This window comes from Haloferax sp. KTX1 (genome assembly GCF_902410085.1).
GTDB lineage: Archaea > Halobacteriota > Halobacteria > Halobacteriales > Haloferacaceae > Haloferax > Haloferax massiliensis.
Genome location: NZ_CABPRH010000001.1, coordinates 161,615 through 186,897, shown reverse-complemented (window position 1 = coordinate 186,897; position 25,283 = coordinate 161,615). Strand labels below are relative to the sequence as shown.

Genomic DNA, 25,283 nt, shown 5'->3' with positions numbered 1-25,283 from the left:
CGACTGTCCGACAATCCAGACGTTTAAGAGCGCGGACGACGACGCCAACGAACAATGCCCGATGCTCGTCGTCGCGCGGTCGTCGCCGCCCTCGTCGGCGTGGTTGGTGCCTCGCTCGGAATCGCCGGGGCCGGCCACGTCTACCTCCGCGAGTGGCGACGCGCGATCGCGTGGTTCACCTTCGTCTTCGGCGCGGCGCTGGTGTTGCTCTCGACGTTCGCCGACCCGGCGACCGTGACGGTGGACTCGCTCCCCAGAGAGGTGCTGTTCCCCGTCCTCGGACTGCTGTTTCTGAGCGCGCTCGACGCCTACCGCGTCGGGCGTCGACCGCGCGGTCGCAACGCGAACGGCGAGCCGACCTGCCCGGTCTGCGGCGGCGAACTCGACCGGAACCTCGACTTCTGTCCGTGGTGTGCGACGGAACTCGAATGGTACACGGTCGAGGGATAGCGAAACCACTCGACTGTCGGCGGTCGGCCTCGAAAAAACGGTTTTCCGAACCTACTTCTCGATGATGCTCTCTTCGACGGCCTCGCCGAAGTGGCGAGCCGTGTCCTCGTAGTAGATGAGCATCTCGTCGCCGGGTTCGAGGTCGGTGACGGCCGTCCGCCCCTCGCGGGTCTCGACCTTGATGGTCTCGGCGTTCTGGAGGAGCGTGGTGACGCGGTCGCCCTCGTAGTCGGCGGAGATGCGGAACATCGGTCGCTTTTCTATCTTCACGCGCCCGACGATGGCCTCGCGGGTGCGTCCGTTCGTGTCGATGAGCTGAACTTCGTCGCCGCTTTCGAGTTCGGAGAGGTAGACGGTGCCGCCGTCGGGAGTCCGCGCGTAGGCGTGGACCGCGCCGGCGTTGACTCTGAACGGCCGAGACGCGACGTACGGGGACTCCGCCGTCTCGGCGTGGACGAAGAACAGGCCGCGAGCCATCGAGCCGACGAGCATCCCCTCGTCGTGGTCCATGATGGTGCCGGTGTCGACGCAGACGCGGTCGGCCATCCCCGTGCGTTCGACCTCCGTGACCTCGGCCCAGACGAGGTCGAGCGATTCGCGTTCGGCCTCGTCGCGGACCTCGACGGTCTTGCGTATCTCGTCGGGGTCGTCGCTGTCGAGGAGGACGCCGTCGGAGCCGAGTTCGAGCGTCTCGAAGGCCGTCTTGGCCTCCTCGGCGGTCGTGACGCCCGCGATGAGGTCGGTCTCCTCGCCGATGCGGGCGATGAGGTTTTCGAGCGGGATGATGGTCCAGTCCTCGCCGATGACGATGGTGTAGTCGCCGTCGCGGGCGGCCTCCTCGGCGAACGCCTCGTAGTCCTTGCTGAGGATGCGGACGTACGAGCCGTTTGCGAGGTCGTCGCCGCGGCGGAGCGTCGTCAGGTCGGCGGACCCGGAGAAGTCCGAGGGGAGTTCGACGGTCGCGTCGCCCTCGCCGCCCTTGCCGACGATGTAGGCGTCGGCGAGCGCCTCGGGCTCGGTGTCGTCTTCCTCTGCTTCCATCACGTGGACGTCCGCGTCGGTTCGGAACGCGGCGATGTTGACGTCGCCGAGTTCGCGCACCCGTTCGACGTCGCCCTCGTCGACGAGAACCCAGTCGACGCCGGCTTCCAGTCCGGCCGTGATGCGTCGCTTCCGCGTCTCCCAGTCGCCGACCGCGTCGTCGGCCTTGAGCCAGACGCTTCGTGTCATTATCGACTTCACTCGGTGGGCGGGCTTGAACGTGGCGAATGAATCAACGGACGGCGAACGGGTCGCGTCGAGACGATGCGGACGCGTTTTTGGAAATTCTGTATCGCACTATGGGGTGTATATAGGGCGAGATGGGGGAACAACGACGATTCAGCACCACTCGGCGCAGTGATGCGAGACGAAGTTCGGTAAGCGAGCGTATCAGGACGCGACGGTAGACTGTGCGAGGGTGGGCGTGTAAATCGGGAACGACCAGCGCGTTGGCTGGCCGACACCACGCATCGACGTTCAGTCTCTCGCGGTCGAGTCGGGATATCACCACTCGGTTCCGGAAGCCAGCCAACTGACACCGATTCGAGGTCGGTCGACTGCCGGCGTTGGAAAATAGTTGAAGCGGGGTCCGGGATTCCGGCCGACTGGCCGCGGTTGCATCCACGGTTCGGAGCGCACGCGACCCGAGATGCCGAACAAAAAAACCCCGGGTCGAGGCCGGAACGAGGCACCTCGGCATCGAAGCGGGAGAGTGTTCGAGTCGTGCACGCGGCAAGGTCGGAGGGCACTCAGTCGCGACGACCCCATCGTTCGAGTCCGCAACCTAATTCGAACCGAGGAAGGGAGAGTGCGAATTCAATCGAATCGATGGAAGCACCGCTCCAGTACGCGCGTGGCGTCGCTCGGCTCCTTCGACCGCAATAAACCAATTACGGCAATATAAAATCAGTCAAAACGCGTCCAGCCCCGTCTGGACCGCGCCGCGCTCGTGGTCGAGGAGCGCGCGCTTCAGGTCGACGCCGCCGGCCGCGGAGAAGCCGCCGAGGGAGTCCGCGCCGACGACGCGGTGACACGGGACGACGAGCGGGACCGGATTCCGCCCGCAGGCCTGGCCGACGGCGACCGCGTGGCTGTCGAGTTCGGCCGCGACCTCGCCGTAGGTTCGCGTTTCGCCGTGCGGAATCGACGCCATGACGCGCATCACCTCGCCGGTAAACGAGTCGGGAAACCGAACGTCTACGTCGAACTCGCGGCGCTCGCCGTCTTCGTACTCGGCGAGTTGGTTTCGGAGCGAGTCGATAGAACAGCCGACGAGTCGGTCGTCGATATCGACCGCGAACCCCCACATCGTGACGCGCATGCTCGGAGTTCGCGCTCGGCGGGTATCTATCTGTAGGCCGTGTCGAAAGAAGCCGAAAAGCGTCGGAACGCCGCGGGCCGGTTACGCCTCGATGCCGAGCCCGGCGCGTTCGAGCGCGGTGTCGGCGTCTGCGTCGTCGTGGATGACGGCGCTGACGGCGCGGGTGATGGCCTCGGGGTTCTCGTGCTGGAAGATGGAGCGACCCATGGAGACGCCGGCCGCGCCGGCGTCCATCGTGCCGCGGACCATCTCGACCGTCTCGCGGTCGGTGCCGCGACTGCCGCCGGCGATGACGACCGGCAGGCGCGTGGCCTCGACGACGCGACCGAAGGAGTCGGCGTCGCCGCTGTAGGCGGTCTTCACCACGTCGGCACCGACTTCCTCGGCGAGGCGGACGGCGTGGGCGAGCGCCTCGGGGTCCTGTTCGTCGATGCCGGGGCCGCGGGCGTAGGACATAGCGAGGACGGGCACGCCGAAGTCGGCGGCGCGGGAACAGAGGTCGGCGAGTTGCGTCATCTGGTCTGGCTCGTAGTCCGAGCCGACGTTGATGTGGAAGGAGACGGCGTCGGCACCGACGCGGAGGGCGTCTTCGACGGTGCCGGTGAGTCGCTTGTCGTTTTCGTCCGGGCCGATGACGGTCGAGCCGTTTACGTGGACGATGTAGCCTTTGCCGTTCTTGTTCGGGTGGACGCGCGGCGCGGTGCCCTTGTGTGTGAGAACGGCGTCCGCGCCGCCGCGCGTGATGCCGTCGATGGTGGATTCGATGTCGACGAGGCCCGTGACCGGGCCGAGGGTGATGCCGTGGTCCATCGGGACGATGAGGTATCGCCCGTCTGTGGAGATGCGGTCGAGTCGTGCGGAGAGTCCGATGTCTGTGTTCATGTATGAGAAAGGGTGGCAGAGCAGTTATGTGCGTTCCGGATGCGGTGGGCGTTGCGACGCGCCTGCGACCGCGCCGTCTTTCAGCTCGCGGGCGAGCGTTTCGAGGCGGTCGGCGACCGTTTCGGCGTCGTCGCCGTTGTCGTGGCCCTCGGCCACGATGTCCACGAGCGCGCTGCCGACGATGATGCCGTCAGCGCCGCTGGCGACGATGCGCTCGGCGTGGTCGCCGCTGCTGATGCCGAAGCCGACCGCCTTGGGCACGTCGTAGTCGGCGAGTCGTTCGAGCGACGAGCCGGTCTGGTCGGAGACGCTCGACTGCGCGCCCGTCGTGCCGAGGCGCGCCTGCACGTAGACGTAGCCCGAGACCCGTTCCATGATGCGGTCGAGGCGGTCGCCGCGGGTCGTCGGCGCGACGATGAACACGAGGTCGAGGCCGAACTCGTCGCAGGCCTCGCGGAGCGGGTCGGCCTCTTCTGCCGGCAGGTCGGGGACGACGAAGCCCTCGATGCCGACCTCGGCCGCCTTCTCGACGAACGGCCGCGGGCCGGTTTCGTCGCCGTAGCGGTAGATGAGGTTGTAGTAGGTCATACAGACCAGCGGCACCGACACGTCGAGGTCCTCGACGAACTCGAAGAAGCGCGTCGGCGTCATCCCGCCTTCGAGCGACCGGACCACCGCGTTCTGGATGGTCGGCCCCTCGGCGATGGGCTCCGAGAACGGAAGCCCGAGTTCGATGACGTCGGCACCCCCGCGTTCGAGCGCCTCGACGTACTGGAGCGATGACTCGTAGTCCGGGTCGCCGGCGGCGAGGTAGGGGACGAACGCCGGGCCGTCGGCGAAGGCGTCTTCGAGCGACATCACAGGCCCCCCGTGAACTCGTCCATGTTCGGCGCGATGTCGACGTCGCGCTCGTAGGTCTCCTCGATGGCCGATTCGAGGTCCTTGTCGCCGCGGCCGGAGACGTTGACCACGACGTACTCGCCGAGGGCGTCCGCTTCCTCGGAGTCGGGCGCGTCGGGACCGACGACCGATTCGAGGTAGCCGAACGCGTGGGCCGACTCCAGCGCGGGGATGATTCCCTCCATCTGCGAGAGCCGGTGGAACGCGGTCAGCGCCTCGTCGTCGTCGACGTTGACGGCGGTGACGCGACCGGTGTCCACGAGATACGCGAGTTCGGGGCCGACGCCGGCGTAGTCGAGACCGGACGACACCGAGTGCGACTCCATAATCTGGCCGTCGCGGTCCTGTAGGAGCCGGGTGCGAGCGCCGTGGAGGATACCCTCCGTACCGGTCGTGAGCGACGCCGAGTTGGGCGCGACGCCGGCTTCCTCGTCCACTTCGAGCGTCGAGCCGCCGGCCTCGACCGCGTAGAGCGCGGTCTCCTCGTCGTCGACGAACTCGGCGAACGCGCCCATCGTGTTCGAGCCGCCGCCCGCGCAGGCGACGACCGCGTCGGGGAGCCGACCCAGCTTCTCTCTGGCCTGCGTGCGGGCCTCCTCGGAGATGACCGACTGGAAGTCCCGGACCATGCTCGGGAACGGGTGCGGGCCGACCACGGAGCCGATGACGTAGTGGGTGTCTTCGACGTTCGTCGCCCAGTCGCGCATCGTCTCGGAGATGGCCTCCTTGAGCGTGCCGCGGCCGACGGTGACGGGGTTCACCTCCGACCCGTTGAGCTTCATCCGGAAGACGTTGGGGCGCTGGCGGTTGATGTCGCGCTCGCCCATGTAAATCTCGCAGGGCATGTCGAGGTGCGCGCAGGCCATCGCCGTGGCGGTGCCGTGTTGGCCCGCGCCGGTCTCGGCGATGATTCGCTCTTTGCCCATGTACTTCGCCAGTAAGACCTGCCCGAGGGCGTTGTTGAGTTTGTGCGCGCCGCCGTGGACGAGGTCCTCGCGCTTGAGGTACACCTCGCGGTCGTAGCGCTCGGAGAGCCGGTCCGCGCGCTGGAGGGGCGTCGGCCGCCCGCCGAAGTCCCGCAGTCGCGCGCGGAAATCGTCCATGAAACCGTCTTCGTTGTTCAGGACGTACCGCTCGTACGCGTCGGTCAGTTCCTCGATGGCCGGCATGAGGGCCTCGGGAACGTACTGTCCGCCGTAGTCGCCGAATTTGCCGTCTGCGCTCATTGTGTGAGTGTCTCCGTGTTCTGTCGCACGTCGCCGTCCATGATGGCCGTCCCGACGAGGAGCGCGTCGGCACCGGCCTCGCGCATCCGCCGCGCGTCGTCGACCGTCTTCACGCCGCTTTCGGCCACGAGGAGCACGTCCTCGGGCGCTTCCGGCGCGAGTTCCTCGAACGTTCCGAGGTCGACTTCGAGTTTCCCGAGGTCGCGGTTGTTGATGCCGACGATGTCGGCGCCGGCCGCGAGCGCCGCCGTGAGTTCCTCGCGCGTGTGGACCTCCACGAGCGGCTGGAAGCCGCGGTCGCGGGCCGCCTCGACGAGGTCCGGCAGGTCCTCGCCGACGAACCGCGCGATGAGGAGCACGAGGTCGGACTCGACGACGTCGAGTTGGCCCTCGTGCATGACGAAGTCCTTGCGGAGGACGGGCACGTCGACGGCCTCGCGGATGCGCCGAAGCGACTCGGCGGAACCGCCGAAGTGCTCGGGTTCGGTGAGGACCGACAGCGCCGTCGCGCCGCCGGCGACCATCTCGCGGGCCAGTTCGACCGGGTCGTCCTCGCGGACGCCCTCGGTCGTCGGACTCGTGGGCTTCACCTCGGCGATGACGGGGACCCGCCCCGCGGCCTCCGTCTCGGCCACGGCCTCGGGGAACGACCGCGCGTCGACCGACACGCGCGTCTCCCCGCCGGGTCGCTCCCGCGCGCTCTCCAAGATGGCGCGCACGTCGGGAGCTAATTCGTCTCCACTAGCGTTCATTGATGTACACTAACGCACGTATCTGTACATAAGACTTGCGTCGGCGGGGACACTCACCGTCTCTCGCGCGCTCGCCCGCGAGCGCGGGCCGTCGAGGGGTTCGAACCCGCACGCCGTCGCCGGAAGGGTCAAGCGTCCGGCGACGGGAGCCGAACGTATGCCCGTCTCGGGAATCTACGCGCGCGAATCGTCGACGCTCGGCCGCCCCGTGCAGGTCGGCGTGGTCAGCGGAAAGGTCATCGACGTCTCGTTTCCGGAGTCGCTGCCGGCGGACGCCGAGTCGGACCACGAGCACCTCGACGCCGTGTTGGCCGCCATCGACCGGGGCGAGACGGACCTCTCGTCGGTCCCAATCGGCCTGACCGTCCCGACCGACCAGCGGAGCGTGCTGGAATCCCTGCGGAACGTCCCGCGGGGCGACACGGTCGACGTGGCCCTGCTCGTCCGCATGTCGGGTCTCGACCCCGAGGACGACGACTCAGAGCGCGTCGTCCGCGAGGCGCTCGCGGCGAACCCGGTCCCGGTCGTCGTCCCCGACCACCGCGTGAAAGACGGCCCGAGCGCCGCGCCCGACGACGTGGTCGAGGCGCTCCGAAAGTCCGAAGGAATCTAATTCTGCGGACTCCCCTCAGAACGGCGTCGCGTCGGTCTCGCGGCGGAGCGCGAGGTAGCCGAGCAGGCCGCCGAGGAGGAACAGCGTGCTCGCGAGTCCGACCGACTGGACGCCGGTCGCGAGTTCGGCGAACTGCGAGAGCCCCGCGAGGACGAAGCCGCCGCCGGCGACGTATTTGAGCCGGCTCTCGATGGGAATTCGGAGCGTAACGACGCCGAGGAGCACCGCCGTCAGCCCGAAGGCGGCGTCGGCCGCGAGTCGGAGCGTCGGGTTCCCCGTGGCGAACGCCGCGACGACGAGCGCCAGATAGCCGATGAGCCCCGCCTGCGTCAACTGCCGCGTGTCGATGTCCATACCGGCTACGCGTGATGCGGACACTTGAACGCATCCCCGACACGGGGCCGCGACGGCGAGCGATTCGGCGGTCGTCGCCGACGCCGACGCGGCGAGACGCCGCTACCAGCCGAACAGCTCGTGGCCCGCGAACTCCAGGGCGTTCACGAGGTAGTGGGCGACGACCACGACCAGCAGGCTCCCCGTGAGGACGAACGCCGCCGCGAGGACGAACCCGAGGAGGCCGGTGACGAGGATGCCGAGCCGACCCTGCGCGCCGTGGCCCGCGCCGAAGGCGGCCGACGATACGGCCGCCAAGAACCACGGCGACACGTCGAAGCCGGCGGCGACCGCCCCCACGAGCGCCCCCCGAAACAGCAGTTCCTCGAAGCCGGCGATGAGCGGAAGCGCGACCGCGAACAGGAACGCCCAGCCCGCGGGTGTCCGCGGCGTCAGCGACTCGCGGACCGCCTCGTCGGGCGCGATGCCGAACCGCTCGCTGACCGTCGACCCGACCCGGTTGGCCCCGTAGAGCGCGATACCGAGTCCGACGCCGACGGCGAGTTTCGTCGGGAGGTCGGTGACGGAGAGGCCGAGCGCCGCGGCCGGCACGCCGGCGTACCACGCCCCGAGACCGAGAAAGCCGCCGAGGAACGCCTGCGAGAGCGCGACGTTGGCGAGCAGGAGGTGCGGCGGGAGGTCGGTGGCGGACGCAGAGCGCTCCGAGACGGCCGAGACGGGAGCAGAGGTGACGCCGGGCGGTGTTCGGTCGGACTCAGAAGCGGTGGTGACGTCAGCGTGAGCGTCGTCCCCAACGTCTCCATCCGCGAGCGTCGGCGACTCGGGCCGCGGGGACGCGTCGGTCGAATCGCCCGAGAAGGAGGCCAGCGAGATGGTATCGGGGTCGCCCGGTCGGTCGGAACCGTCCGGTTCGTCGGGGGTCGAAACGGAGTCGGAGCCGGTCCCCTCAGCGTGCGGGACGCCGCGAGAAAAGTGCGCGAGAGAGAGTAAGACGGCGAGGACGAGGCCGGTGAAGCCCGCGAACGCCGCCCAGTCGGTCATCCGGCGTTACTGCGGGCTGGGGCTGGAGGGCCCTTTGACGCCCTGTCCCTTGTTGAGGGCGGAGCCGGTGATGCTCTTGAGGCGGTCCACGAGCGAGTCCTTCTCGGGTTCGCCTTCGAGGGCGACGTCGAGGACTTCGCTGATGTGCGAGACGGGGATGATGTCGACCATCTCCTTGTACTCGTCTTCGATCATCACGTCCTGCTCGTTGGCGGCGGGGATGATGACCGTCGAACAGCCGGCCTTGGCGGCGGCTTCGATCTTGTGGGTGACGCCGCCGACCGGGAGCACGTCGCCGCGCACCGACAGCGAGCCGGTCATGGCGACCGACTGGTCGATGGGGATGTCCTCCAGCGCGGAGATGACGGCGGTCGCGACCGTGATGGACGCGGAGTCGCCGTCGACGCCCTGCTGGCCGGTCTGGACGAACTGCACGTGTACGTCCATCTCCGAGAGGTCCTGGTTGGAGAACTTCTTGATGATGGCCGAGACGTTCTGGACGGACTCTTCGGCCATCTCCTTGAGCTGGCCGGTCGCGATGACCTGACCGGGGCCCTGCGAGGGCGTGACTTCGGCCATCACGGGGAGCATGATACCGGAGTCTTCGCCCATGACGGCGAGACCGTTGACGCGGCCGGTGACGAAGCCGTCGTTGACCGACAGCTCGTAGTCCTTGCGGCGCTCGATGTACTGGTCCGCGATCTGCTGCTCGATGGAGCGCGCGCGGCGCTTGGCCTGCAGCACGTGGTCGCGGGTGGTCAACTCGGCGTTCTCGCCGCGAGCGATGTCGCCCGCGACGCGGACGAGGCCGCCGAGGTTACGGAATTCGAGGGTGAGGTGGCCCTTGCGGCCGGCGCGGCGACGGGCTTCGAGGATGATCTCCTCGACCGCCTGCTCGGTGAAGTGCGGGAGCCGCCCGTCGTTGGTGACCTCCTGGGCCACGAAGCGCGCGTACTTGCGGCGCATCTCGGGCGTGTCCTGGATGGTGTCGTCCATGTACACCTCGTACCCGTATCCCTTGATGCGGGAGCGGAGCGCGGGGTGCATGTTCTCCATCGCGTCGAGGTTACCCGCGGCGATCATGATGAAGTCCGTCGGGACGGGTTCGGTCTGGACCATCGCGCCCGAGGAGCGCTCGGACTGGCCCGTGATGGAGAACTCGCCCTCCTGGATGGCCGTCATGAGGTGCTGCTGGCTGCGCACGTCGAGGGTGTTTATCTCGTCGATGAACAGGACGCCCTTGTTCGACTTGTGAATCGCGCCGGGTTCGACGCGGTCGTGGCTGGGCGTCTCCATGCCGCCGGACTGGAACGGGTCGTGGCGGACGTCGCCGAGGAGCGCACCCGCGTGGGCGCCCGTCGCGTCCTGGAACGGCGCGGACTTCTGGTCGGCGTTGTTCACGATGAGGTTCGGAATCATCGCGTCGCCGCCGCGCGAGCCGTAGCGGAACGCGAGATAGATGATACCCGCGGCGAGGATGCCGAGCAGCACCTGCCGGGCGATGATGAGCGAGTAGCCCAGCACGACCGCGATGATGATCCACATGAGGAACGAGCGCATCTGGTTGCGCTTGCGTGCCTCTTCTTTGTGCGCCTCGACGATCTGGTCACCTTTGCCCGCGGGGACCGTGCGGACCTTGGGGCGATTGCCGTCGTCGGGGTTGTGGTAGACGAGCACGTCCTGGAGCTCCTCGCGGGGGAGAAGCTCGGACATCGCCTTGGCGAGCATCGACTTCCCCGTCCCCGGGGAGCCGATCATCATGACGTGGCGGCGCTGTTTGGCCGCCTTCATGATGACGTCGCGGGCGTGCTCCTGCCCGATAACTTGGTCGACGAGGCGGTCCGGGACGGGAATCTCGTCGGTCGTCTCTATCTGGAGACCACCGAGGAGGTCGTCTTCGTCCACGTTCTCGGCCACGTCGGCGTCGATTTCGACATCGCTCCCGAGGTCGTCGATCGTCCTCTTGTCGACCTCTTCGGCCTCGTCGTGCTGGAGCGTCCCCCCGTCGTCGACGCCCTCGTCGGAGGGCGCGTCGTCGGGCGAATCCTCCCGCTCGTGGAGGCTGTCGTCGGTGTTCGTATCGTTGCTCATAGAACTGTCGTCGCTACTTCTAACGTGGGCCCTGCGACTGATATACTTTCTCCCCGGATGCATCCGGCGTACCTTGCCGTAACCTCGCGTTTCGACCGCCCTACCACTGGAATACCGGAATTTTCGTAACTCGGCGTATTTATAAGTGGTCCGGACCAACGCCCGACGCATGCGGGGGTTCTACATCGGTCGCTTCCAGCCGTACCACAACGGCCACCATCGAATGGTCGAAGAGATTGCCGCCGAGGTCGACGAGCTCGTCCTCGGCATCGGGTCCGCGGGCGACTCGCACTCGCCGCGGAACCCCTTCACCGCGGGCGAGCGAATCATGATGGTCAACAAGGCCGTCACCGACTTCGACATCACGACCTACGCCGTCCCCATCGAGGACCTCGACCGCAACTCGGTGTGGGTCAGCCACGTCCAGTCGATGTCCCCCGCGTTCGAGGTGGCGTACTCCAACAACCCGCTCGTCATCCAACTGTTCAAGGAGGCGGGCGTCGAGGTCCACCAGTCGCCCATGTTCAACCGCGAGGTGCTGGAGGGCACGGAGGTCCGCCAGCGCATGATAGAGGACCGCGACTGGGAGTCGCTCGTCCCCGACGAGGTGGCCGACGTGGTCCGCGAAATCGACGGTATCGAGCGCCTCCAGCGCGTCACGGCGACCGACGGGGCAGAGCGCGTCGCCGACGGCGAGGACCGCGACCCGAACCCCTGTTGAGATGATCACGCTCGCGTCCGACTTCGGCCTCGCGTACCCGGCCGCGATGAAGGGAGTCGTCCTCTCGCGGACCGACGCGCGACTCGTGGACGTGGCCCACGATCTCCCGCGACAGGACGTTCGCGCGGCCGCCTTCTGGCTCCGCGAGACGCTTCCGTACTTCCCGCCGGCGGTCCACCTCGTCGTAGTCGACCCCGGCGTCGGCACCGACCGCCGCGCGGTCGTCCTTCGGGTCGGCGACCACGTCTTCGTCGGCCCCGACAACGGCGTCCTCCGCCCGCCGGCGAGGCGCGTGTTCGACGCCCTCGACGACGCACCGGTCGAAGCCTACGAAATCGACGTTCCGAACCCCGCGTCGACGACCTTCCACGGGCGGGACGTGTTCGCGCCCGCGGCCGCCGACGCCCACGTCGCGAGCGCGTCGGCGCTGGCGTCGGTCGACCGCTTCGAGCCGATTGCTCTCGACTCGCTCGCCGAGCGCCGCCTCCCCGAGGCGACCGTCTCGGCCGACGGCCGCGAGGCGACGGGCGAGGTGCTCGTCGTCGACGACTTCGGCAACTGCATCACCAACGTTCCGGGGGCGTTCGTCCGCGAGGCGGCCGGCGACCGCGCGACCGTCAACGGCGAGTCGGTGCCGGTCGGTCGCACCTTCGAGGCCGTCCCGCGCGGCGAGAAACTGGTCACCGTCGGCAGTCACGGCAACGTCGAGTGCGACGTGAACCGCGGCCGCGGCGACGAGGCGTTCGGCCTCGCGCCCGGCGACCGCGTCGAACTCCGGGTCGACTGATGGGGACTGCCCTTTTCCTGTCGGCCCCCGCCACTGTCGCCGTCCCCGACGTCGACCCCTTCGCGGTGATGAACGTCGTCGGCCTCCTCGCGTTCGCGGTCGCCGGCGCGCTCAAGGCCGCCGAGGCCGGCCTCGACGTGTTCGGCGTCTCGGTGCTCGGCATCGTGACCGCCCTCGGCGGCGGGACGACCCGCGACGTGCTCGTGGACCGACTGCCCGCGTCGCTGGCGGGGACGGGAGACATGAGCGTCGCGCTCGTCGGCGTCGGCCTCGCAATCGTCCTCATCCACTCGATAGAGGGCCGCGTGCGCGACCACCCGGCGTTCCTGACGACCGACGCGGTCGGGCTGTCGGCGTTCGCGGCGACCGGCGCGCTCGTCGGCGTCGACGCCGGCGTCACGTCGTTCGGCGTCGTCATCCTCGCCACCATCACGGCCGTCGGCGGCGGCTCAATCGCCGATATCCTCATCGGGCGCGTACCGGTCGTCCTCCGCGACGACTTCTACGCGACCCCCGCGGTCGTCGGCGGTCTCGGCTTCCTCGCCGCCCGCGCGGCCGGCGCGCCGACCGGCGTCCCATCGGGGCTGTGCGCCGCGGTCGTCTTCTCGGTGCGGGTGCTCGCGCTCCGATACGACTGGCGGCTCCCGCGGGTCTGAGGCGGGACTGGGAGAGCGCCGAGAACAGACCCCCTACAGCTCGTTTTCGACGCGCCGCTCGGCCGAGCGAACCTCGTCCGCGATGGCCTCGCGCTCGAAGTACAGCACCTCGACGCCGACGACGACCACCGCGAGCGCGAGGACGGTCCAGAACGTCCCGCGTTCGGCGTCGAACAGGTGCCACAGGAGGGCGGTCGCAGAGCCGATTGCGCCGACGGTCCCGACGGCCGGAATCGCGGTCGTCAGGAGGGTCTCGCGCTCGCGGAACGCGAGGAACGAGAGGCCGCCGAAGATACAGATGAACGCGAGCGACGCGAACGAACTGATGGCGTCCAGACTCCCGAGGAACGCGAAGCCGGCCGCGAGCGCGCCGAGCGTCACGAGCGGGCGAATCGGCTCGTCGGCGGACTCGTCGCGGAGGCGACTCGGGAGCAGGTCGTCGGCGACGAGGCGCTTCGAGAGCCGCGCGGAGCTGAACAGCGTGGCGTTGATTGCGCTCCCCGTCGAGAACAGCGCCGCGACCGAGATGAGGACGAACCCGGCCTGCCCGAGGAACGGTCGGGCCGCGACCGCGAGCGCGGTTTCCGCGTGTTGCTGGATGGCGTCGATACCGGCGAGATTGGTCGTGACGAGCGCGACCAGGATGTACAGGCCGGTCGCGCCCGCGATGGAGATGTAAACCGCCTTCCTGACGGTTTCGCGGGGGTCGGCGATGTTCTCCTGGTCGAACAACAGGAGCTCCCACCCCTCGAAGGCGACGAAAGAGACGGCGGCGGCGACGAGCGGGCCGACGCCGAGGTTCGACAGGCCGAAGCCGAGGCCGCCGTGGGTCGCGCCGTAGGCGACGCCGCCGACGCCGAACACGAGCAGGATGGCGACCTTGAGGCCGACAAGCAGGTCTTCGGCCCGGCCGGAGGCGTGCGCCCCGAAGACGTTGAGGCTCACGAACGCGGCGACCGTGAGCGCGGAGACGAACGGCTGTATCGAGACCGACGCGACCGTCGAGACGCCGGTGAGTTCGACGAAGTAGCCGCCGAAGGCGTAGGCGTACATCGCCATCGTCCCGACGTAGCCGAAGACGAACGTCCAACCGACGACGCCCGCGAGCGTCGTGTTGCTGTCGGTGAACCGCTCGACGTAGCCGACGGGCGACCGCGGCGACTCGCACAGCCCGTTTAGCCGGAGCAACGAGTAGCCGGCGCAGGCCGCGAGGACGCCGGCGACGACGAACGCCGCCCACGCGAGGGTTCCGGCCGCGCCGGCGACGACGCCGAGCACGGCGAAGATACCCCCGCCGACCATCCCTCCAATCGCCATCGACACGGCTTCCGGAAGCCCGACTTCGCCGGACATTGGGTGATATTCGACGCTCGCGACGGAAGAACGTAGCGGCAGGGTGACACGGCGCGACGGGCGTCCGCGCGGCGCGACCGCTCGAACACGGAACGGCCGAGCAAAAGCGACACGAAGTGGCCCGGCGGTCCGCGCCGCCGGAGGGTGGATTGGATGGGAGAGTGTGTTCTGCGGACGGTTCGGTTACTTGGCGGCGATGACGTCGTCGATGCGGACGATCATCGTCGCGGCCTCGGTCGCGGACTCGATGGCTTCGCGCTTGACCGCGACGGGGTCGATGACGCCGAGTTCGACGGGGTCGCCGATTTCGCCGGAGCGCCCCGAGGAGATGATGCCGGCGATGCCCTCGTTCTCGTAGCGGGCGCGGAGGTCGACGAGCGCGTCGATGGGGTCCATGCCGGTGTTCTCGGCGAGGGTGCGCGGAAGCGCCTCGACGGCGTCGGCGTAGGACTCGACGGCGAGTTGCTTGCGGCCCTCGATGCCGGCGGCCTCCGAGCGGATGCGGTCGGCGATGGCGATTTCGGTCGCGCCCGCGCCGGGGACGACGCCGCCTTTGTCGATGGCGGCGACGACGACGTCGACGGCGTCTTGGATGGCGCGTTCGAGCTCGTCGACGACGTGTTCGGTGCCGCCGCGGAGGAACAGCGTGACGGCCTTGGCCGCCGCGCCGCCCTCGACGAACGCGAGGTCGTCGTCGCCGAAGGTGCGGATGCTCACGGAGTCGACGCGGCCGAGGTCGGACTCGTCGAGGTCCGAAAGCGAGCCGAGACGCTTCGCGCCGGTCGCGCGGGCGAGGGCGCGAGCGTCGGACTTCTTGACGCTCTTGAACGCGAGGATACCCGCGTCGGCGAGGAAGCCCGCGACGCGGTCGCTGATGGACTTGGTGCAGAACACCACGTCGACGCCGGCGTCCGCGAGGGTCTTCGCGTAGCCGCGGAGTTCGCTGTCCTCGGCGTCGATGGCCGCGGTGAGCTGGTCGACCGAGGTGATGTTGTACTCGGTGTCGACCTCGCCTTTGCGCACGTCGAGTTTCATGTCGAGGACCGCGACGGTCGCGTCGGAGACGGACCGGGGCATGTTCTCGTTGACGGGCTCCTTGTCGAGGACGACGCCCTCGACGAGTTCGGTCGCCGAGGAGGACGCGCCCGTGCGGGTGAGCACGCGGACGTCGTCGCGGTGGAAGGTTCCGTCGCCGTCGCCGTGGACCATCTGGACCGCCTTGACGACGTGTTTGGCGAGCACGTCGGCGGTCACGTCGCCGGTGCCTTTGCCGGTCATCGACGACTCAGCGACCTTCCGGAGCAGGTCGTCGTCGAGGGCCGCGTCGAGGACCATGTCGTCGATGGCGTCCTGCGCGATGCGGGCGGCCTCGGTGTAGCCCTCGACGATAACCGTCGGGTGGAGGTCGTCGTCGAGGAGGTCCTCGGCATGCGCGAGGAGTTCGCCGGTGAGGACGGCCGCGGTGGTCGTGCCGTCGCCGACTTCCTCCTCTTGGGTCTGGGAGACCTCGACGATCATCTGCGCGGCGGGGTGCTCGATGTCCATCTTTTGGAGGATGGTCGCGCCGTCGTTCGTGATGACGACCTCGCCCGAGGAGTCGACGAGCATCTTGTCCATGCCGCGCGGGCCGAGCGTGGTCCGTACGGCTTCGGCGACCGCCTTCCCGGCGCGGATGTTGGAGTCCTGCGCGGAGCGGCCGTGCGTTCGGTTCGTCCCCTCTGCGAGAATGTATAACGGTTGCTGCATTCGTGAAGCCATGTTGAAACCTCAACCGCTATCAACGATTGCAGTTCTATAAATACGTTTCGCCCGGGGTGAGCTACGAAATCGCACGACAGGGCGACGGTTTTTCGAATCCGGAGGAGACAGCCACGACCCGACTCCGCGGCCGCGCGGAGCCCCGCTGAGACGGGCGCGTCGCTACTCGTCGAGGGTGTCGACGGTGAGCGTCCCGTCGCCGAACAGCGAAACGAGATAGCCCGCGTACCGAAACGAGAATCGTCGAGACGGGTCGTGAGAAAGGCGAAAGAGGACGTCGAGCGCTTCGGGGTCGACGCCGATATCCGAGAGGGGCGGGAGTTCGAGTGGATTGAGTTCCGTGGCCGTCGCGACCGCCGAGGCGATGGCGACCGCCACCTCGTCGTACCGGTCGACCGAGGTGACCACCACGGACCCTGCTCCATCTTCGAGCGGGTCGTCCATACAGTCCGAATGGGTAGTCGGCTACCTATTGGTGTGGGTTGACTATGTAACCCGCTATCGCGGCGGTCGCTCGTCTCGAATCCGCTCTGCGAGCGTCCGATAGGCGCGTTTGAGGCGGGCGGCGACCGCCTGCCGAGAGATGCCGAGCTCCGCGCCGAGTTCGTCCAGCGAGGTGTCCCGACGCTCGTCGAAGTAGCCGCGGTCGAGCGCGAGAAGCAGGGCTTCGAGCTGCGTGTCGGTCAGCCGCTCGCTCATCGGTTCCTCCTCGGCCGCGACCGAGCTGATGCGGTCGAACTCGGTGTCGATGCCGTGCGCCGCCCACTCGCGTCTGAGGTCGGTCAGCACGCGGTGTGACGAGACCCGGAGCTTGAGCCACCACGAGTCGGCGGTCGAGAGACACTCCAAGAGAACCGCGTCGCGCTCGATTAACGCGTCGAAGACCGGAATCTGAGAGGCGTCCCACGTGACGCCGTAGAGCGCCCGATCCGAGACGGAACCGACGAGCGTGAGGTCGTCGACGCTCGGAAGCGACCGCACCGCCTCCCCGAACGACGCCGCGTCGGGACCGCGGACCCAGACGAACGACGTCGCCCGCGACGCGGGCGGGACGGAGCGTTCCAGTTCGAGCTCCACGTCGTAACCCTCGACCGCGGAACCGAACGGGAGCGCGGACAGCGGCGCGACGACCTCGGCGATGAGGCACACGCGTGAACGATGGCAATAGCAGGAGAAATAGTTGCGTCTCAGGCTCTCTCCGTACCGTCGTGAAGGAATGAACGTCACGCGCCGGCGAACGAACGACCCGGTACTGTGAGCTCGGTGAAACGACCGCGGCGGATTCTACAACCTATTTGGCGGCGACCGGTGAGTGACTCCACAATGCTGGAGTTGGAACACGGGTTCAGGGTCGTGGACGTGAACGCCCGTCTCGACCCCGACGAGCGGTCGGTCGCGACGCGCGGGCGGGAGATAAGCCCCGAGCGACTGGAGCGCGAACTGCATCAGGCGGGCGTCGTCCGCGCCGTCGTCTCGCCGGGCGCACAGCGGGTCGAGGGGAGCTACCTCCGCCCGAACAACGCGGTCGCCCGGATGAGCGTCGACCGCCCGTTCCTGGCGTTCGCCCGCATCAACGGCCCGCGCGACCCGAGCGGCCGGGCCTCGGCGCGACTCCGGAACTTCAGGTCGTCGCGGGCGGACCACCACGCCGACCCCGACGACATCGAGCAGTACGCCTACGACGACCGCTTCCACGGCTTTTCGCTCGCGCCGGCGGTCGACGGACTCCCCGACGACGAGACGCTCGCGATGCTGGAAGACGTGGGGCTTCCCGTCTTCGTCGAGGGCGGACGGGTCTTCAAACCGAGCGCCGTCGCCGAGTCGCTGCTCGGTCGGTTCCCGGTCATCCTGTCGAGCTTCGGCGGCTTCCCGCTCGACCGCGGGCTGATGGACGAGGCCATCGACCTCCTCGACGACCACGACGACCTCTATCTCGACACGAGTTTCGTCCGCTACCGGAGCGTGCTCGAACGCGCGCTGCTCGAACACCCGGACCGCGTGCTGTTCGGCAGCGGCGCGCCCGAGACCCACCCGAACGTGGGCGTCATGGAGATTCTGACGCTCGACGTGTCGGAAGACGCGCTGGCGAAGGCGTTCTCGAAGAACGCGGCGCGGGTCATCGAGGCGCTCGGCCCCGGAGAACAGTGACGCGAGTCAGCGCCAGTCGTAGCGGGCGACGGCGCGGTCGGCGCGCTTCGACCGACCGTGGGGGTTCCGCGTGCGGGTCCGGTCGCGGGCGCGGGCGACCAACCCGTCGGAGACGCCCGTGGCGATGCCGCCGACCACGTCGCGGCCGGTTCCGGCCCACCCCGAGGGCGTCACCTCCCCTTTCGCGACGCCGAGGGCGGCGTCGACGCCGTCCGAAATCGCGTGTTTCGCCGTCCGCGTGACGGTCCCCGGTCTGACGCCGTAGTTCTTCACGAGTCGATAGGTCAGAGAGCGGTACTTCCAGCCCCAGTCGCGCTCGGAGACGCCGCCGTCGGCCTCGAACTCGCGGCGGACGCACATCTCGGGGGCCCACGCGACGGAGCGGTCGAAGCCGGCGAGGCGGTGGGCCGCGTCGCGCGCGCCGCCCGTCTGGAGGTACTCGTCGAAGCCGTCGAGGGCGTCGATGGCCCCGCGGCGGAACGCGACGTTCCCGCCGTTGAAGTACGTCACCGTGCGGCCGCTGATAGCGCTCCGTTCGGGGGACTCGGTCGTCATGCCGTTGCGGAGCGTCTGGTGCATCGGCCCGGTGACCACGTCGGCGTCGGCGATGCCGGCTTCGAGCGCCGACAGCCACGACGACTCGACGGAGAGGTCGTATCGAAGGAGTGCGACCACGTCGCGGTCGGCGACTTCGAGGCCGGCGTTGCGGGCGACGTTGAGGTTGCGGTCGGAGATTTCGACCAGCACGTCCACGTCGTCGCGCTCTCTCACCATCCCGGTCGTGCCGTCGGCGGAGGGGCCGTTGACGACGACGACTTCCGCGTCGGGGGCGTGCTCGGCCAGCGCGTCGAGGCTGGTGGCGAGCCGGTCCCGACCGTTGAGCGTCGGGAGCACAACCGAGAGGTCCATACCCGACAGTTGCGGTGGACGTACTTAAATGTGAATCGAGAGCCGCGTTAAAATCTGCCGTGAGAACGCCTCACTCGGCGTCGCTCGCCCGCGTCGCCGGTCGGGACGCCTCGTCGGCGGACTCGGCCCGCGCGTCCCAGTACGACACCGACGCGAGATCGTCGCCGAGCGGCGAGTCGCCGACGGCGAGGTCGAGCGAACGGAACGGCTGTGCGATTCCGTTGGGGACCTTCCGGTAGAAGCCGAACGGGATGACGAAGTCGTGGTTCGCGCCCGCGAGGTCGAGTCCCGCGTCGCCGAGCAGTCGCCGCACGTCGCCTTCCGAGTAGAGCCGCGACCCCATCGGGAGCAGCCAGTTGTAGGCCACCCGGAGGCTCCCGTCGTTGAAGGTGTCGAAGAACACCTGCCCTTTCGAGACGCGGGCCATCTCGGCGAGGAACTTCGCCGGGGTGTCCGCGAGGTGGAAAAAGCGCATCGCGAACACCGCGTCGAAGTGGTCGTCCGGGAACGGCAGCCGCGCCGCGTCGCCGCGGAGGAACTCGATGCGGTCGGCGACGCCGGCCCTGCGGGCCTTCTCCCGCCCCTGTACCATCATCGCCCGCGAGATGTCCAGTCCGACGACGTTCGCCCCCTCTTGGGCGAGCATCACGGTGAACCGGCCGGTCCCGCAGGCGATTTCGAGGATGTTCTTGTCCTCGACGGGGCCGAGCGCCGCGAGGACCGCCTCCTTCTCTCGCCGGTCGATGAGGCGACCGCCCTTGGAGAACCGCTTCGAGTCGTACTCCTGGGCGACCTCGTCGGCCTGGTACCACTCCTTTCCTTTCACGCTACGCATACTCGCGGGGGGGACCGTAAAACGGTACTGGATACGCGGTGCGGTAGCGGGGTCCGGCGACCGGTGGGAGTGAGCTTTTCGTCCGCTGAGCGCGTATCATGACATATGCCAACATGTAGAAACTGCGGCGCGACCTGCGAGGCCGACGCGTTAACACGCCACGTCAGCGAGGGGTGGCTCGTCGTCCACTGTCCGGACTGTCACGCGCCGCTGGGAAGCTATCGACTCGGCACTCCCGCGGTCGATACGAGACGAAACGCGGAGTGAGCCGGCTACTCGCGGCCGATTTTCGAACAAACGCGGAATATTAATATGTGTATTATGTGTCTGGATTCTTTTCACACACTTGTAGCTAACTCTTAACACGGAGCAACCGACTGTGACGGGTATGAGCACCACCTCTGCAGAGCCAGATACTGAAGACCTGCTCTCGGAAGCCGAGTTCCGAGAGCGCCTCCGCGAGCTTCCCCCGAGCGCGAAGCTCGTCGCGAAAGTCCTCGAAAGCGACGCGCCCCTCTCGCAGGGCCAACTCGCCGAGGAATCGCTGCTGCCGGACCGCACCGTCCGCTACGCGCTCAACCGTCTCGAAGAGTCTGACCTCGTCGGCTCTCGGTACTCCTTCAAGGACGCGCGAAAGCAGGTCTACTTCCTCAACACGTAAGCGCGCGGTTCGCCGATAGCGCGACAGACCACCGCCCGCGGGGGCGCACTCCCGCAGACCAAGCCACCACTTCTCTCGAACTACCTAACTAATCGGCGAGCGTAGCCGCCGGCATGCATGTCACGCGCGTCTCCGTTCCCGTCGCCACCCGCGCGCCGACCGGCGCGACGAACGCCTACCTCGTCGCCGACGGCGGCGACAGCCTGCTCGTCGACCCCGCGGCCCGCACCGACGAACTGGACGACCTCGTCGCGCGCGAGGGCGTCGACCACCTCGCGGTCACCCACACCCACGGGGACCACGTCGGCGCGGTCGCCGCCTACGCCCGCGAAACCGACGCGACGGTCTGGTGTCGCCGCGGCCGCGAGCGCGCCTTCTCGGCGGCGACCGGGGTCGAACCCGACCGGACGTTCGCCGAGGGGTCGACCCTCTCCGTCGGCGCGGGCGTCGAAGTGCTCGACACGCCGGGGCACGCCCGCGACCACGTGAGCTTCGTCGCCGGCGACGACGTGCTCTGCGGCGACCTCGCGGTGGCCGAGGGGAGCGTCGTCGTGGGCGCGCCCGAGGGCGACGTGCGCGCCTACCTCGTCGCGCTCAGGCGACTCCACGCGCGCGGTCCCGAGCGACTGCTTCCCGGTCACGGCCCCGAAATCACGGCCCCGCGGGCGACGCTCGCGCGACTCGTCGCGCACCGAAACGACCGCGAGCGGGCCGTCCTCGACGCGGTGCTGGCCGGGAACGCGACCCCGGACGCCGTGACCGACGCCGCCTACGACAAGGACGTGTCGGGCGTGCGCGACCTCGCCCGCGCGACGGTCGTCGCGCACATCGAGAAACTCGCCGCCGAGCGGCGGGTTCGCTGGGACCCGGAGGCGGAGCGGGTCGAACCGCGGTAGGGTGCAGGCCGATTCGAGCCCGGACTCCCGCCAAAAACCGCGCCCCTCTTTGGGCTCGCACCCGCATCGCGGGTATGGACCTCGACGCCGAACTGGACCGCGCCCGCGACCTCGACGTGTCGGAACTCGCCGACGCCATCGAGTCCATCGGCTTCGAGTGCACGCGATGCGGAGCCTGCTGTAAGGGCTACGAGGGCGACGACGGCCCCGAACCGCACACCGCGACCGTCTTTCCCGACGAGGTTCGCGCCCTGCAGGACGCCGCCGGAGGCGACTCGGACGGCGAGCCCGGAACTGCGACGGAGTGGCGCGACGTGGCCCGCCCGATGCCCTACGGCCTCGCCGAGGGCGACGACGGCCCCGAGGGCGAGACGTTCGAGTGGGCGCTCCAGACGACCGCCTGCGGCGACTGCCGGTTCTACGAGGAAGACGACGCCGGGAAAGGGGCCTGTCAGGTCCACGCGGACCGACCGCTCATCTGCGAGACCTACCCGTTCAGCGTCGCGCTCGGCGGGACGAGCCAGCCGATGGGCGAGGCCGTCGACGAGGAGGGCGTCGTCCGCGCTCACGAGTGCGAGGGCCTCGGTCGAGACATCTCCCGGGCGGACGCGGAGGAACTGGCGCGGGCGCTGAAAGAGCGGGCGGTTCGAGAGCTACGCGAGGCGCGGGGCGTCACCGAGGCCTACGAGCCGGTCGAGACCGGCCCGGGCGAGGTCGTCGTTCACGACTCGGAGGGCGCGAAACGGCCCGACGGGACGCGGGTTCAGTAGTCGAATCCGCTGACTGCGGTACATCTTTAACACTCCGGCCTGACCACATATTGGAGGTCTTACGGTGGAAATCTCAGATAAACTCCTGTGTCTGTTCAATGCTGACGTTCGCACCGAGGACGACCGTTACGTCGTCGAAATTCCGCGCCGCGAAGTCGAGACCGGGACCGTCGAACCCGGCGAGACCTACCGCGTCGCGCTCATCTCCCGCGAGTCGAACGAACCCGCCGAGTCCGAATCGAACGCCGGACCGACGCCCACGAACGAACCGCAACCGCCCGTCGAAGCCGGCGAACTCCGCTACGTCGAAATCGAGGACATCGGCAAGCAGGGCGACGGCATCGCCCGCGTCGAACGCGGCTACGTCATCATCGTCCCCGGCACCGAAGTCGGCGAGCGCGTGAAAGTCGAAATCACCGAGGTCAAGTCTAACTTCGCCGTCGGCGAAGTCGTCGAAGACGACTTCTGACGGCGCTGTTTTCGCGGTTCGGCTCGTTCTCCGTCACCGTCTTCTCTCGGGAGCGACAGACCACGACTACAAGTGAATCACGCACCACGCTTGCGAGTGAACACGCCGGCCGCGTCGGGCGCGCAGAGAGAGCGCGCTTGCAGGTGAAGAATCAGGTTTCGAGTTTCGAGACGCCTACTGAACGTACTTCGTCACGTCGGCATCGACGCCCACGTCGCCCGCGTCGGCGTAGGGGCGGTTCACCACGATGTCGCCGGCGGTCGAGCGACCGATGCCGGGGATGGCGGTGAGTTCGTCCATCGACGCCTCGTTGAAGTCAAGCGGGTAGGGAACCCCGGTGACGGAGCGGTAGCCGTGGTCGACGACCGCCACGTCGATTGTCTTCCCGAGTTCGCGCTCGCCCGGAATCCCGACCAAAAGCGGGTAGGTCCCGAGCTGGCGGCCGAACGTCCGGCCGTCCTGGTGGTATTCGAGGTGGACGTTCGGGAGGACCGTGCCCGCGGGGGCGACCCGGCGGAGCATCGGGCGGTCAATCTCCTCGCGGACCTCCTTTTTGTACGTCTTGAACAGCTGTTTGTGGTCGCGGGCGATGTCGGCACCCGTGTCGGACATGTCGGTGCCGTCGAACGCCATCACCTGCCGGATGTTGATGCGGCGGACCATGAGGCCCTCGTCGTAGACGCGCTGGAGGAACCGCTTGTTGTGCTCGAACGTCTCCTCGCGCTCGCCTTTCAGCCCGTGGAGGAGGTTGATGCCGGGGAGGAGCTTCGGCAGGCGGTTCGCGGCGTCCGAGCCGTGGGTCGGCGCGTCCGCGGGGTCGTCGCCGGGCCGCCAGCCGGCGACCTCGTTGACGATTTTGACCGCCTCGAAGCACTCGTCGGCGGAGACGTTGAGGTTGTTCTCCTCCTGCACCACGGGGTCGGCGGATTCGAGGCCGAACGCCGCGGTGTCGCCGGCCGTGTTGTGCTCGGCGATGATGCGGAGCGCCTCGCGGGACTTCTCGGGCCAGCCGACGATGGTGATGGGGTTGACGTTATCGAGGTGGAGCGTGCCGAGGTCGGGCGCGACCTCGCGGATACCGCCGTAGAGTCGGCGGAGCGCGTCGGGGTTCGGAGCCTCGCCGTCGCCGCCGAACGCGAGGATGTCGGCCTGTCGGCCGAGTCGGAAATGTCGCGCGCCGCGGTCGTAGAGGTTCTCGACCTCCTTGACGACGGAGTCGGCGGTGCGGAACGCGGGGTTGCCGTACAGCGGTTCGGTACAGAACGAACAGCGGTAGGCACAGCCCCGCGAGGTCTCCATCTCGCAGATGAGGTGGTCGGGGTGGTTCGGGTGCTGTTCGACCACGAACGCGCCCGTGGCGGCCCAGCGGTCGAGTTCCTCGTTGTCGCGCATGCGGTTGCCGAAGCCTTCGAGGCCGGAGTCGACGAGGTCGTAGGCGGCCGCCTCGATGTCGCCCTTGGCGACGAAGTCGTAGTCGAGGTTCTTGCGCTCCATGTCCTGGCCGCCGGCGTTCTCGTCGCCGACGCCGAAGCGAATCGGCCCGCCCATGAGGGCGGTCCCCTCGGCGACCCACGCGAGTTCGCGCACCTCGTCGGGTTCGGCGGGCGTCCCGCCGACGTACTTGCCGGGGACGGTCATGCCGCCGATGTAAATCATGAGGTCGGCGTCGGCCACGTCGCGCCACTTCTGTCTGTCGTCGCGGAGTTCGTCGATGGTGTGGTAGACGACGTTGGACTCGGGGACGCCCGCGTCGACCACCGCACCCGCGGTGAACCTCGGATACGTCGAGATGTACGGCGGCACGCCGAAGTGCGCCGGCTCGTCGACGTATCCGTCGACGATAGTCACGGTGAGGTCGGCGGGGTCGGTCATCGGTCGCGGTTCGGGTTCGACGCGGAAAACGCAACCGGTCGGCGGTCGCTCACTCGGCGCTCGCGCCCCGCTGGTCGCTTCCGCCTCCCGCGCGTTTATGAGCGTGGGAGCGTAACTGACGGCCATGCCCGCGACCCTCGAAGTCAAGTGCGCCAACGAGGACTGCGAACTCGACATGTTCGAGATGCACTACACCTACGACATGCCCGACGACGTGACGGTGGCGGACTTCTCCTGTCCGTACTGCGGCGAGTCCCGCGCGCTGGAGGAGATTCAGCTATGAGCGACCTGCGGAAGTTCGGCGAGTCGGCGGCCAACGCCGTCCTCGAACGGGTCGGCCGCGGCGTCAGCCAGATGCAAGAGCGCAAGCCGCTGGCCCACGACCTGCTCGAATCCGAGGACGCCTACCTCGTCGTCTTCGACGCGCCCGGCGCTCGCGCCGAGGACGTGCAGGTCCGCTTCCTCGACGGCGAGGTCGAGATTCGCATCGACCGCTTCCGCGACTTCCACGAGGGCTACGAGATGCGCTTCCCCGGCCGCGGTCTCACGCTCTCGGGGAAGGCGACCATCCCCTCCGACGCCTCGGTCGAGGCCGCCGAGGGAACCGCCACGGTCGGCAAGAACGGCACGCTCCAGATTCGGATTCCCAAGGACGAGCGCGCGAGCGACATCGCCGTGACCGAGGAGGAAGACGAAGGCGAGGCCGACGCCGACGCCGAGTCCGACGCCGACGCCGAAGTCGACTTCGGCGACGTGGACGACCAAGACGCGTAACGC

Annotated in this window: 29 protein-coding genes; 13 read left to right on the top strand and 16 right to left on the bottom strand. The window is 68.4% G+C overall.

Annotation, left to right across the window (positions count from 1 at the left end; all coding sequences use genetic code 11):
- Nucleotides 1–54 precede the first annotated feature (54 nt).
- The gene (locus tag FY251_RS00950) at nt 55–450 is read left to right on the top strand and encodes a hypothetical protein (RefSeq protein ID WP_089778942.1); all 396 of its coding nucleotides are present in this window, start codon (nt 55–57) and stop codon (nt 448–450) included.
- Between the two features lie 51 nt (nt 451–501).
- On the opposite strand, the gene FY251_RS00945 is transcribed toward FY251_RS00950, so the two are convergent.
- The 6 genes from FY251_RS00945 to trpC form a co-directional block, all read right to left on the bottom strand.
- Nucleotides 502–1,680, bottom strand: coding sequence for a 3-dehydroquinate synthase II (locus tag FY251_RS00945; protein WP_148413060.1), 1,179 nt, complete (start codon nt 1,678–1,680; stop codon nt 502–504).
- Between the two features lie 721 nt (nt 1,681–2,401).
- On the bottom strand, nt 2,402–2,812 hold the full coding sequence (locus FY251_RS00940) for a methylated-DNA--[protein]-cysteine S-methyltransferase (protein WP_148413059.1): 411 nt from the start codon (nt 2,810–2,812) through the stop codon (nt 2,402–2,404).
- Nucleotides 2,813–2,893: 81 nt separating this feature from the next.
- Complete coding sequence (locus tag FY251_RS00935) at nt 2,894–3,694, bottom strand: 2-amino-3,7-dideoxy-D-threo-hept-6-ulosonate synthase (protein WP_148413058.1); 801 nt, start codon at nt 3,692–3,694, stop codon at nt 2,894–2,896.
- A gap of 24 nt (nt 3,695–3,718) precedes the next feature.
- Complete coding sequence (gene trpA, locus FY251_RS00930) at nt 3,719–4,552, bottom strand: tryptophan synthase subunit alpha (protein WP_148413057.1); 834 nt, start codon at nt 4,550–4,552, stop codon at nt 3,719–3,721.
- The gene (trpB, locus tag FY251_RS00925; RefSeq protein WP_148413056.1) at nt 4,552–5,820 is read right to left on the bottom strand and encodes a tryptophan synthase subunit beta; all 1,269 of its coding nucleotides are present in this window, start codon (nt 5,818–5,820) and stop codon (nt 4,552–4,554) included. Before trpB ends, trpA begins: the two co-directional genes overlap by 1 nt.
- Nucleotides 5,817–6,572 carry an indole-3-glycerol phosphate synthase gene (trpC, locus tag FY251_RS00920; protein ID WP_148413055.1) on the bottom strand — a complete coding sequence of 252 codons (756 nt, stop codon included), beginning with the start codon at nt 6,570–6,572 and terminating at the stop codon, nt 5,817–5,819. The genes trpB and trpC overlap by 4 nt, the downstream gene beginning before the upstream one ends.
- Before the next feature lie 157 nt (nt 6,573–6,729).
- On the opposite strand from trpC, the gene FY251_RS00915 reads away from it, so the two are divergent.
- On the top strand, nt 6,730–7,185 hold the full coding sequence (locus FY251_RS00915) for an MGMT family protein (protein WP_148413054.1): 456 nt from the start codon (nt 6,730–6,732) through the stop codon (nt 7,183–7,185).
- A 15-nt stretch (nt 7,186–7,200) separates the two neighbouring features.
- On the opposite strand, the gene FY251_RS00910 is transcribed toward FY251_RS00915, so the two are convergent.
- The 3 genes from FY251_RS00910 to lonB all read right to left on the bottom strand — a co-directional run bounded on the left by FY251_RS00910 (nt 7,201) and on the right by lonB (nt 10,671).
- Nucleotides 7,201–7,539, bottom strand: a complete 339-nt coding sequence (locus FY251_RS00910; protein WP_148413053.1) for a hypothetical protein — start codon at nt 7,537–7,539, stop codon at nt 7,201–7,203.
- A 102-nt stretch (nt 7,540–7,641) separates the two neighbouring features.
- Nucleotides 7,642–8,580, bottom strand: a complete 939-nt coding sequence (locus FY251_RS00905) for a CPBP family intramembrane glutamic endopeptidase (RefSeq protein WP_148413052.1) — start codon at nt 8,578–8,580, stop codon at nt 7,642–7,644.
- Between the two features lie 6 nt (nt 8,581–8,586).
- Nucleotides 8,587–10,671, bottom strand: a complete 2,085-nt coding sequence (gene lonB, locus FY251_RS00900) for an ATP-dependent protease LonB (protein WP_148413051.1) — start codon at nt 10,669–10,671, stop codon at nt 8,587–8,589.
- A 169-nt stretch (nt 10,672–10,840) separates the two neighbouring features.
- Here lonB and FY251_RS00895 point away from each other — a divergent pair, with 169 nt between their 5' ends.
- From FY251_RS00895 to FY251_RS00885, 3 genes are read left to right on the top strand one after another with little or no spacing between them, the layout of a single operon-like run.
- Nucleotides 10,841–11,392, top strand: coding sequence for a nicotinamide-nucleotide adenylyltransferase (locus FY251_RS00895; protein ID WP_148413050.1), 552 nt, complete (start codon nt 10,841–10,843; stop codon nt 11,390–11,392).
- A gap of 1 nt (nt 11,393) precedes the next feature.
- On the top strand, nt 11,394–12,179 hold the full coding sequence (locus FY251_RS00890) for an S-adenosyl-l-methionine hydroxide adenosyltransferase family protein (protein WP_148413049.1): 786 nt from the start codon (nt 11,394–11,396) through the stop codon (nt 12,177–12,179).
- Entirely contained in the window at nt 12,179–12,835 is a 657-nt protein-coding gene (locus tag FY251_RS00885) for a trimeric intracellular cation channel family protein (RefSeq protein ID WP_148413048.1), read from the top strand. The genes FY251_RS00890 and FY251_RS00885 overlap by 1 nt, the downstream gene beginning before the upstream one ends.
- Before the next feature lie 33 nt (nt 12,836–12,868).
- On the opposite strand, the gene FY251_RS00880 is transcribed toward FY251_RS00885, so the two are convergent.
- The 4 genes from FY251_RS00880 to FY251_RS00865 all read right to left on the bottom strand — a co-directional run bounded on the left by FY251_RS00880 (nt 12,869) and on the right by FY251_RS00865 (nt 17,095).
- Nucleotides 12,869–14,188 (bottom strand): APC family permease, encoded by a 1,320-nt coding sequence (locus FY251_RS00880; RefSeq protein WP_148413047.1) that lies wholly within the window; start codon nt 14,186–14,188, stop codon nt 12,869–12,871.
- A 183-nt stretch (nt 14,189–14,371) separates the two neighbouring features.
- The gene (gene thsA / locus FY251_RS00875; RefSeq protein ID WP_148413046.1) at nt 14,372–15,934 is read right to left on the bottom strand and encodes a thermosome subunit alpha; all 1,563 of its coding nucleotides are present in this window, start codon (nt 15,932–15,934) and stop codon (nt 14,372–14,374) included.
- Nucleotides 15,935–16,108: 174 nt separating this feature from the next.
- Nucleotides 16,109–16,390 (bottom strand): HalOD1 output domain-containing protein, encoded by a 282-nt coding sequence (locus tag FY251_RS00870; protein WP_148413045.1) that lies wholly within the window; start codon nt 16,388–16,390, stop codon nt 16,109–16,111.
- A gap of 54 nt (nt 16,391–16,444) precedes the next feature.
- Complete coding sequence (locus FY251_RS00865; RefSeq protein WP_148413044.1) at nt 16,445–17,095, bottom strand: helix-turn-helix domain-containing protein; 651 nt, start codon at nt 17,093–17,095, stop codon at nt 16,445–16,447.
- 174 nt (nt 17,096–17,269) lie between these two features.
- Between FY251_RS00865 and FY251_RS00860 the strand changes: the two genes are divergently transcribed.
- Nucleotides 17,270–18,094, top strand: a complete 825-nt coding sequence (locus tag FY251_RS00860; RefSeq protein ID WP_148413043.1) for an amidohydrolase family protein — start codon at nt 17,270–17,272, stop codon at nt 18,092–18,094.
- A gap of 6 nt (nt 18,095–18,100) precedes the next feature.
- On the opposite strand, the gene FY251_RS00855 is transcribed toward FY251_RS00860, so the two are convergent.
- Nucleotides 18,101–19,003 (bottom strand): glycosyltransferase, encoded by a 903-nt coding sequence (locus tag FY251_RS00855; protein ID WP_148413042.1) that lies wholly within the window; start codon nt 19,001–19,003, stop codon nt 18,101–18,103.
- A gap of 70 nt (nt 19,004–19,073) precedes the next feature.
- Complete coding sequence (locus tag FY251_RS00850) at nt 19,074–19,829, bottom strand: class I SAM-dependent methyltransferase (protein ID WP_187367310.1); 756 nt, start codon at nt 19,827–19,829, stop codon at nt 19,074–19,076.
- A gap of 114 nt (nt 19,830–19,943) precedes the next feature.
- On the opposite strand from FY251_RS00850, the gene FY251_RS22360 reads away from it, so the two are divergent.
- From FY251_RS22360 to FY251_RS00830, 5 genes are all read left to right on the top strand, one after another.
- Nucleotides 19,944–20,105, top strand: a complete 162-nt coding sequence (locus FY251_RS22360; RefSeq protein ID WP_187367309.1) for a hypothetical protein — start codon at nt 19,944–19,946, stop codon at nt 20,103–20,105.
- A gap of 121 nt (nt 20,106–20,226) precedes the next feature.
- Nucleotides 20,227–20,499 (top strand): winged helix-turn-helix domain-containing protein, encoded by a 273-nt coding sequence (locus FY251_RS00845; protein WP_004971253.1) that lies wholly within the window; start codon nt 20,227–20,229, stop codon nt 20,497–20,499.
- Nucleotides 20,500–20,612: 113 nt separating this feature from the next.
- On the top strand, nt 20,613–21,395 hold the full coding sequence (locus FY251_RS00840) for an MBL fold metallo-hydrolase (RefSeq protein ID WP_148413040.1): 783 nt from the start codon (nt 20,613–20,615) through the stop codon (nt 21,393–21,395).
- Between the two features lie 74 nt (nt 21,396–21,469).
- Nucleotides 21,470–22,165, top strand: coding sequence for a YkgJ family cysteine cluster protein (locus tag FY251_RS00835; RefSeq protein ID WP_148413039.1), 696 nt, complete (start codon nt 21,470–21,472; stop codon nt 22,163–22,165).
- A gap of 64 nt (nt 22,166–22,229) precedes the next feature.
- Nucleotides 22,230–22,634, top strand: coding sequence for a TRAM domain-containing protein (locus FY251_RS00830; RefSeq protein ID WP_089778982.1), 405 nt, complete (start codon nt 22,230–22,232; stop codon nt 22,632–22,634).
- Nucleotides 22,635–22,808: 174 nt separating this feature from the next.
- Here FY251_RS00830 and FY251_RS00825 read toward each other — a convergent pair whose 3' ends face one another.
- Nucleotides 22,809–24,506 carry a radical SAM protein gene (locus FY251_RS00825; protein ID WP_148413038.1) on the bottom strand — a complete coding sequence of 566 codons (1,698 nt, stop codon included), beginning with the start codon at nt 24,504–24,506 and terminating at the stop codon, nt 22,809–22,811.
- Nucleotides 24,507–24,630: 124 nt separating this feature from the next.
- Between FY251_RS00825 and FY251_RS22355 the strand changes: the two genes are divergently transcribed.
- Complete coding sequence (locus FY251_RS22355) at nt 24,631–24,789, top strand: hypothetical protein (RefSeq protein WP_167344130.1); 159 nt, start codon at nt 24,631–24,633, stop codon at nt 24,787–24,789.
- Nucleotides 24,786–25,280 carry an Hsp20/alpha crystallin family protein gene (locus FY251_RS00820; RefSeq protein ID WP_148413037.1) on the top strand — a complete coding sequence of 165 codons (495 nt, stop codon included), beginning with the start codon at nt 24,786–24,788 and terminating at the stop codon, nt 25,278–25,280. The genes FY251_RS22355 and FY251_RS00820 overlap by 4 nt, the downstream gene beginning before the upstream one ends.
- The last annotated feature ends 3 nt before the right edge of the window (nt 25,281–25,283 follow it).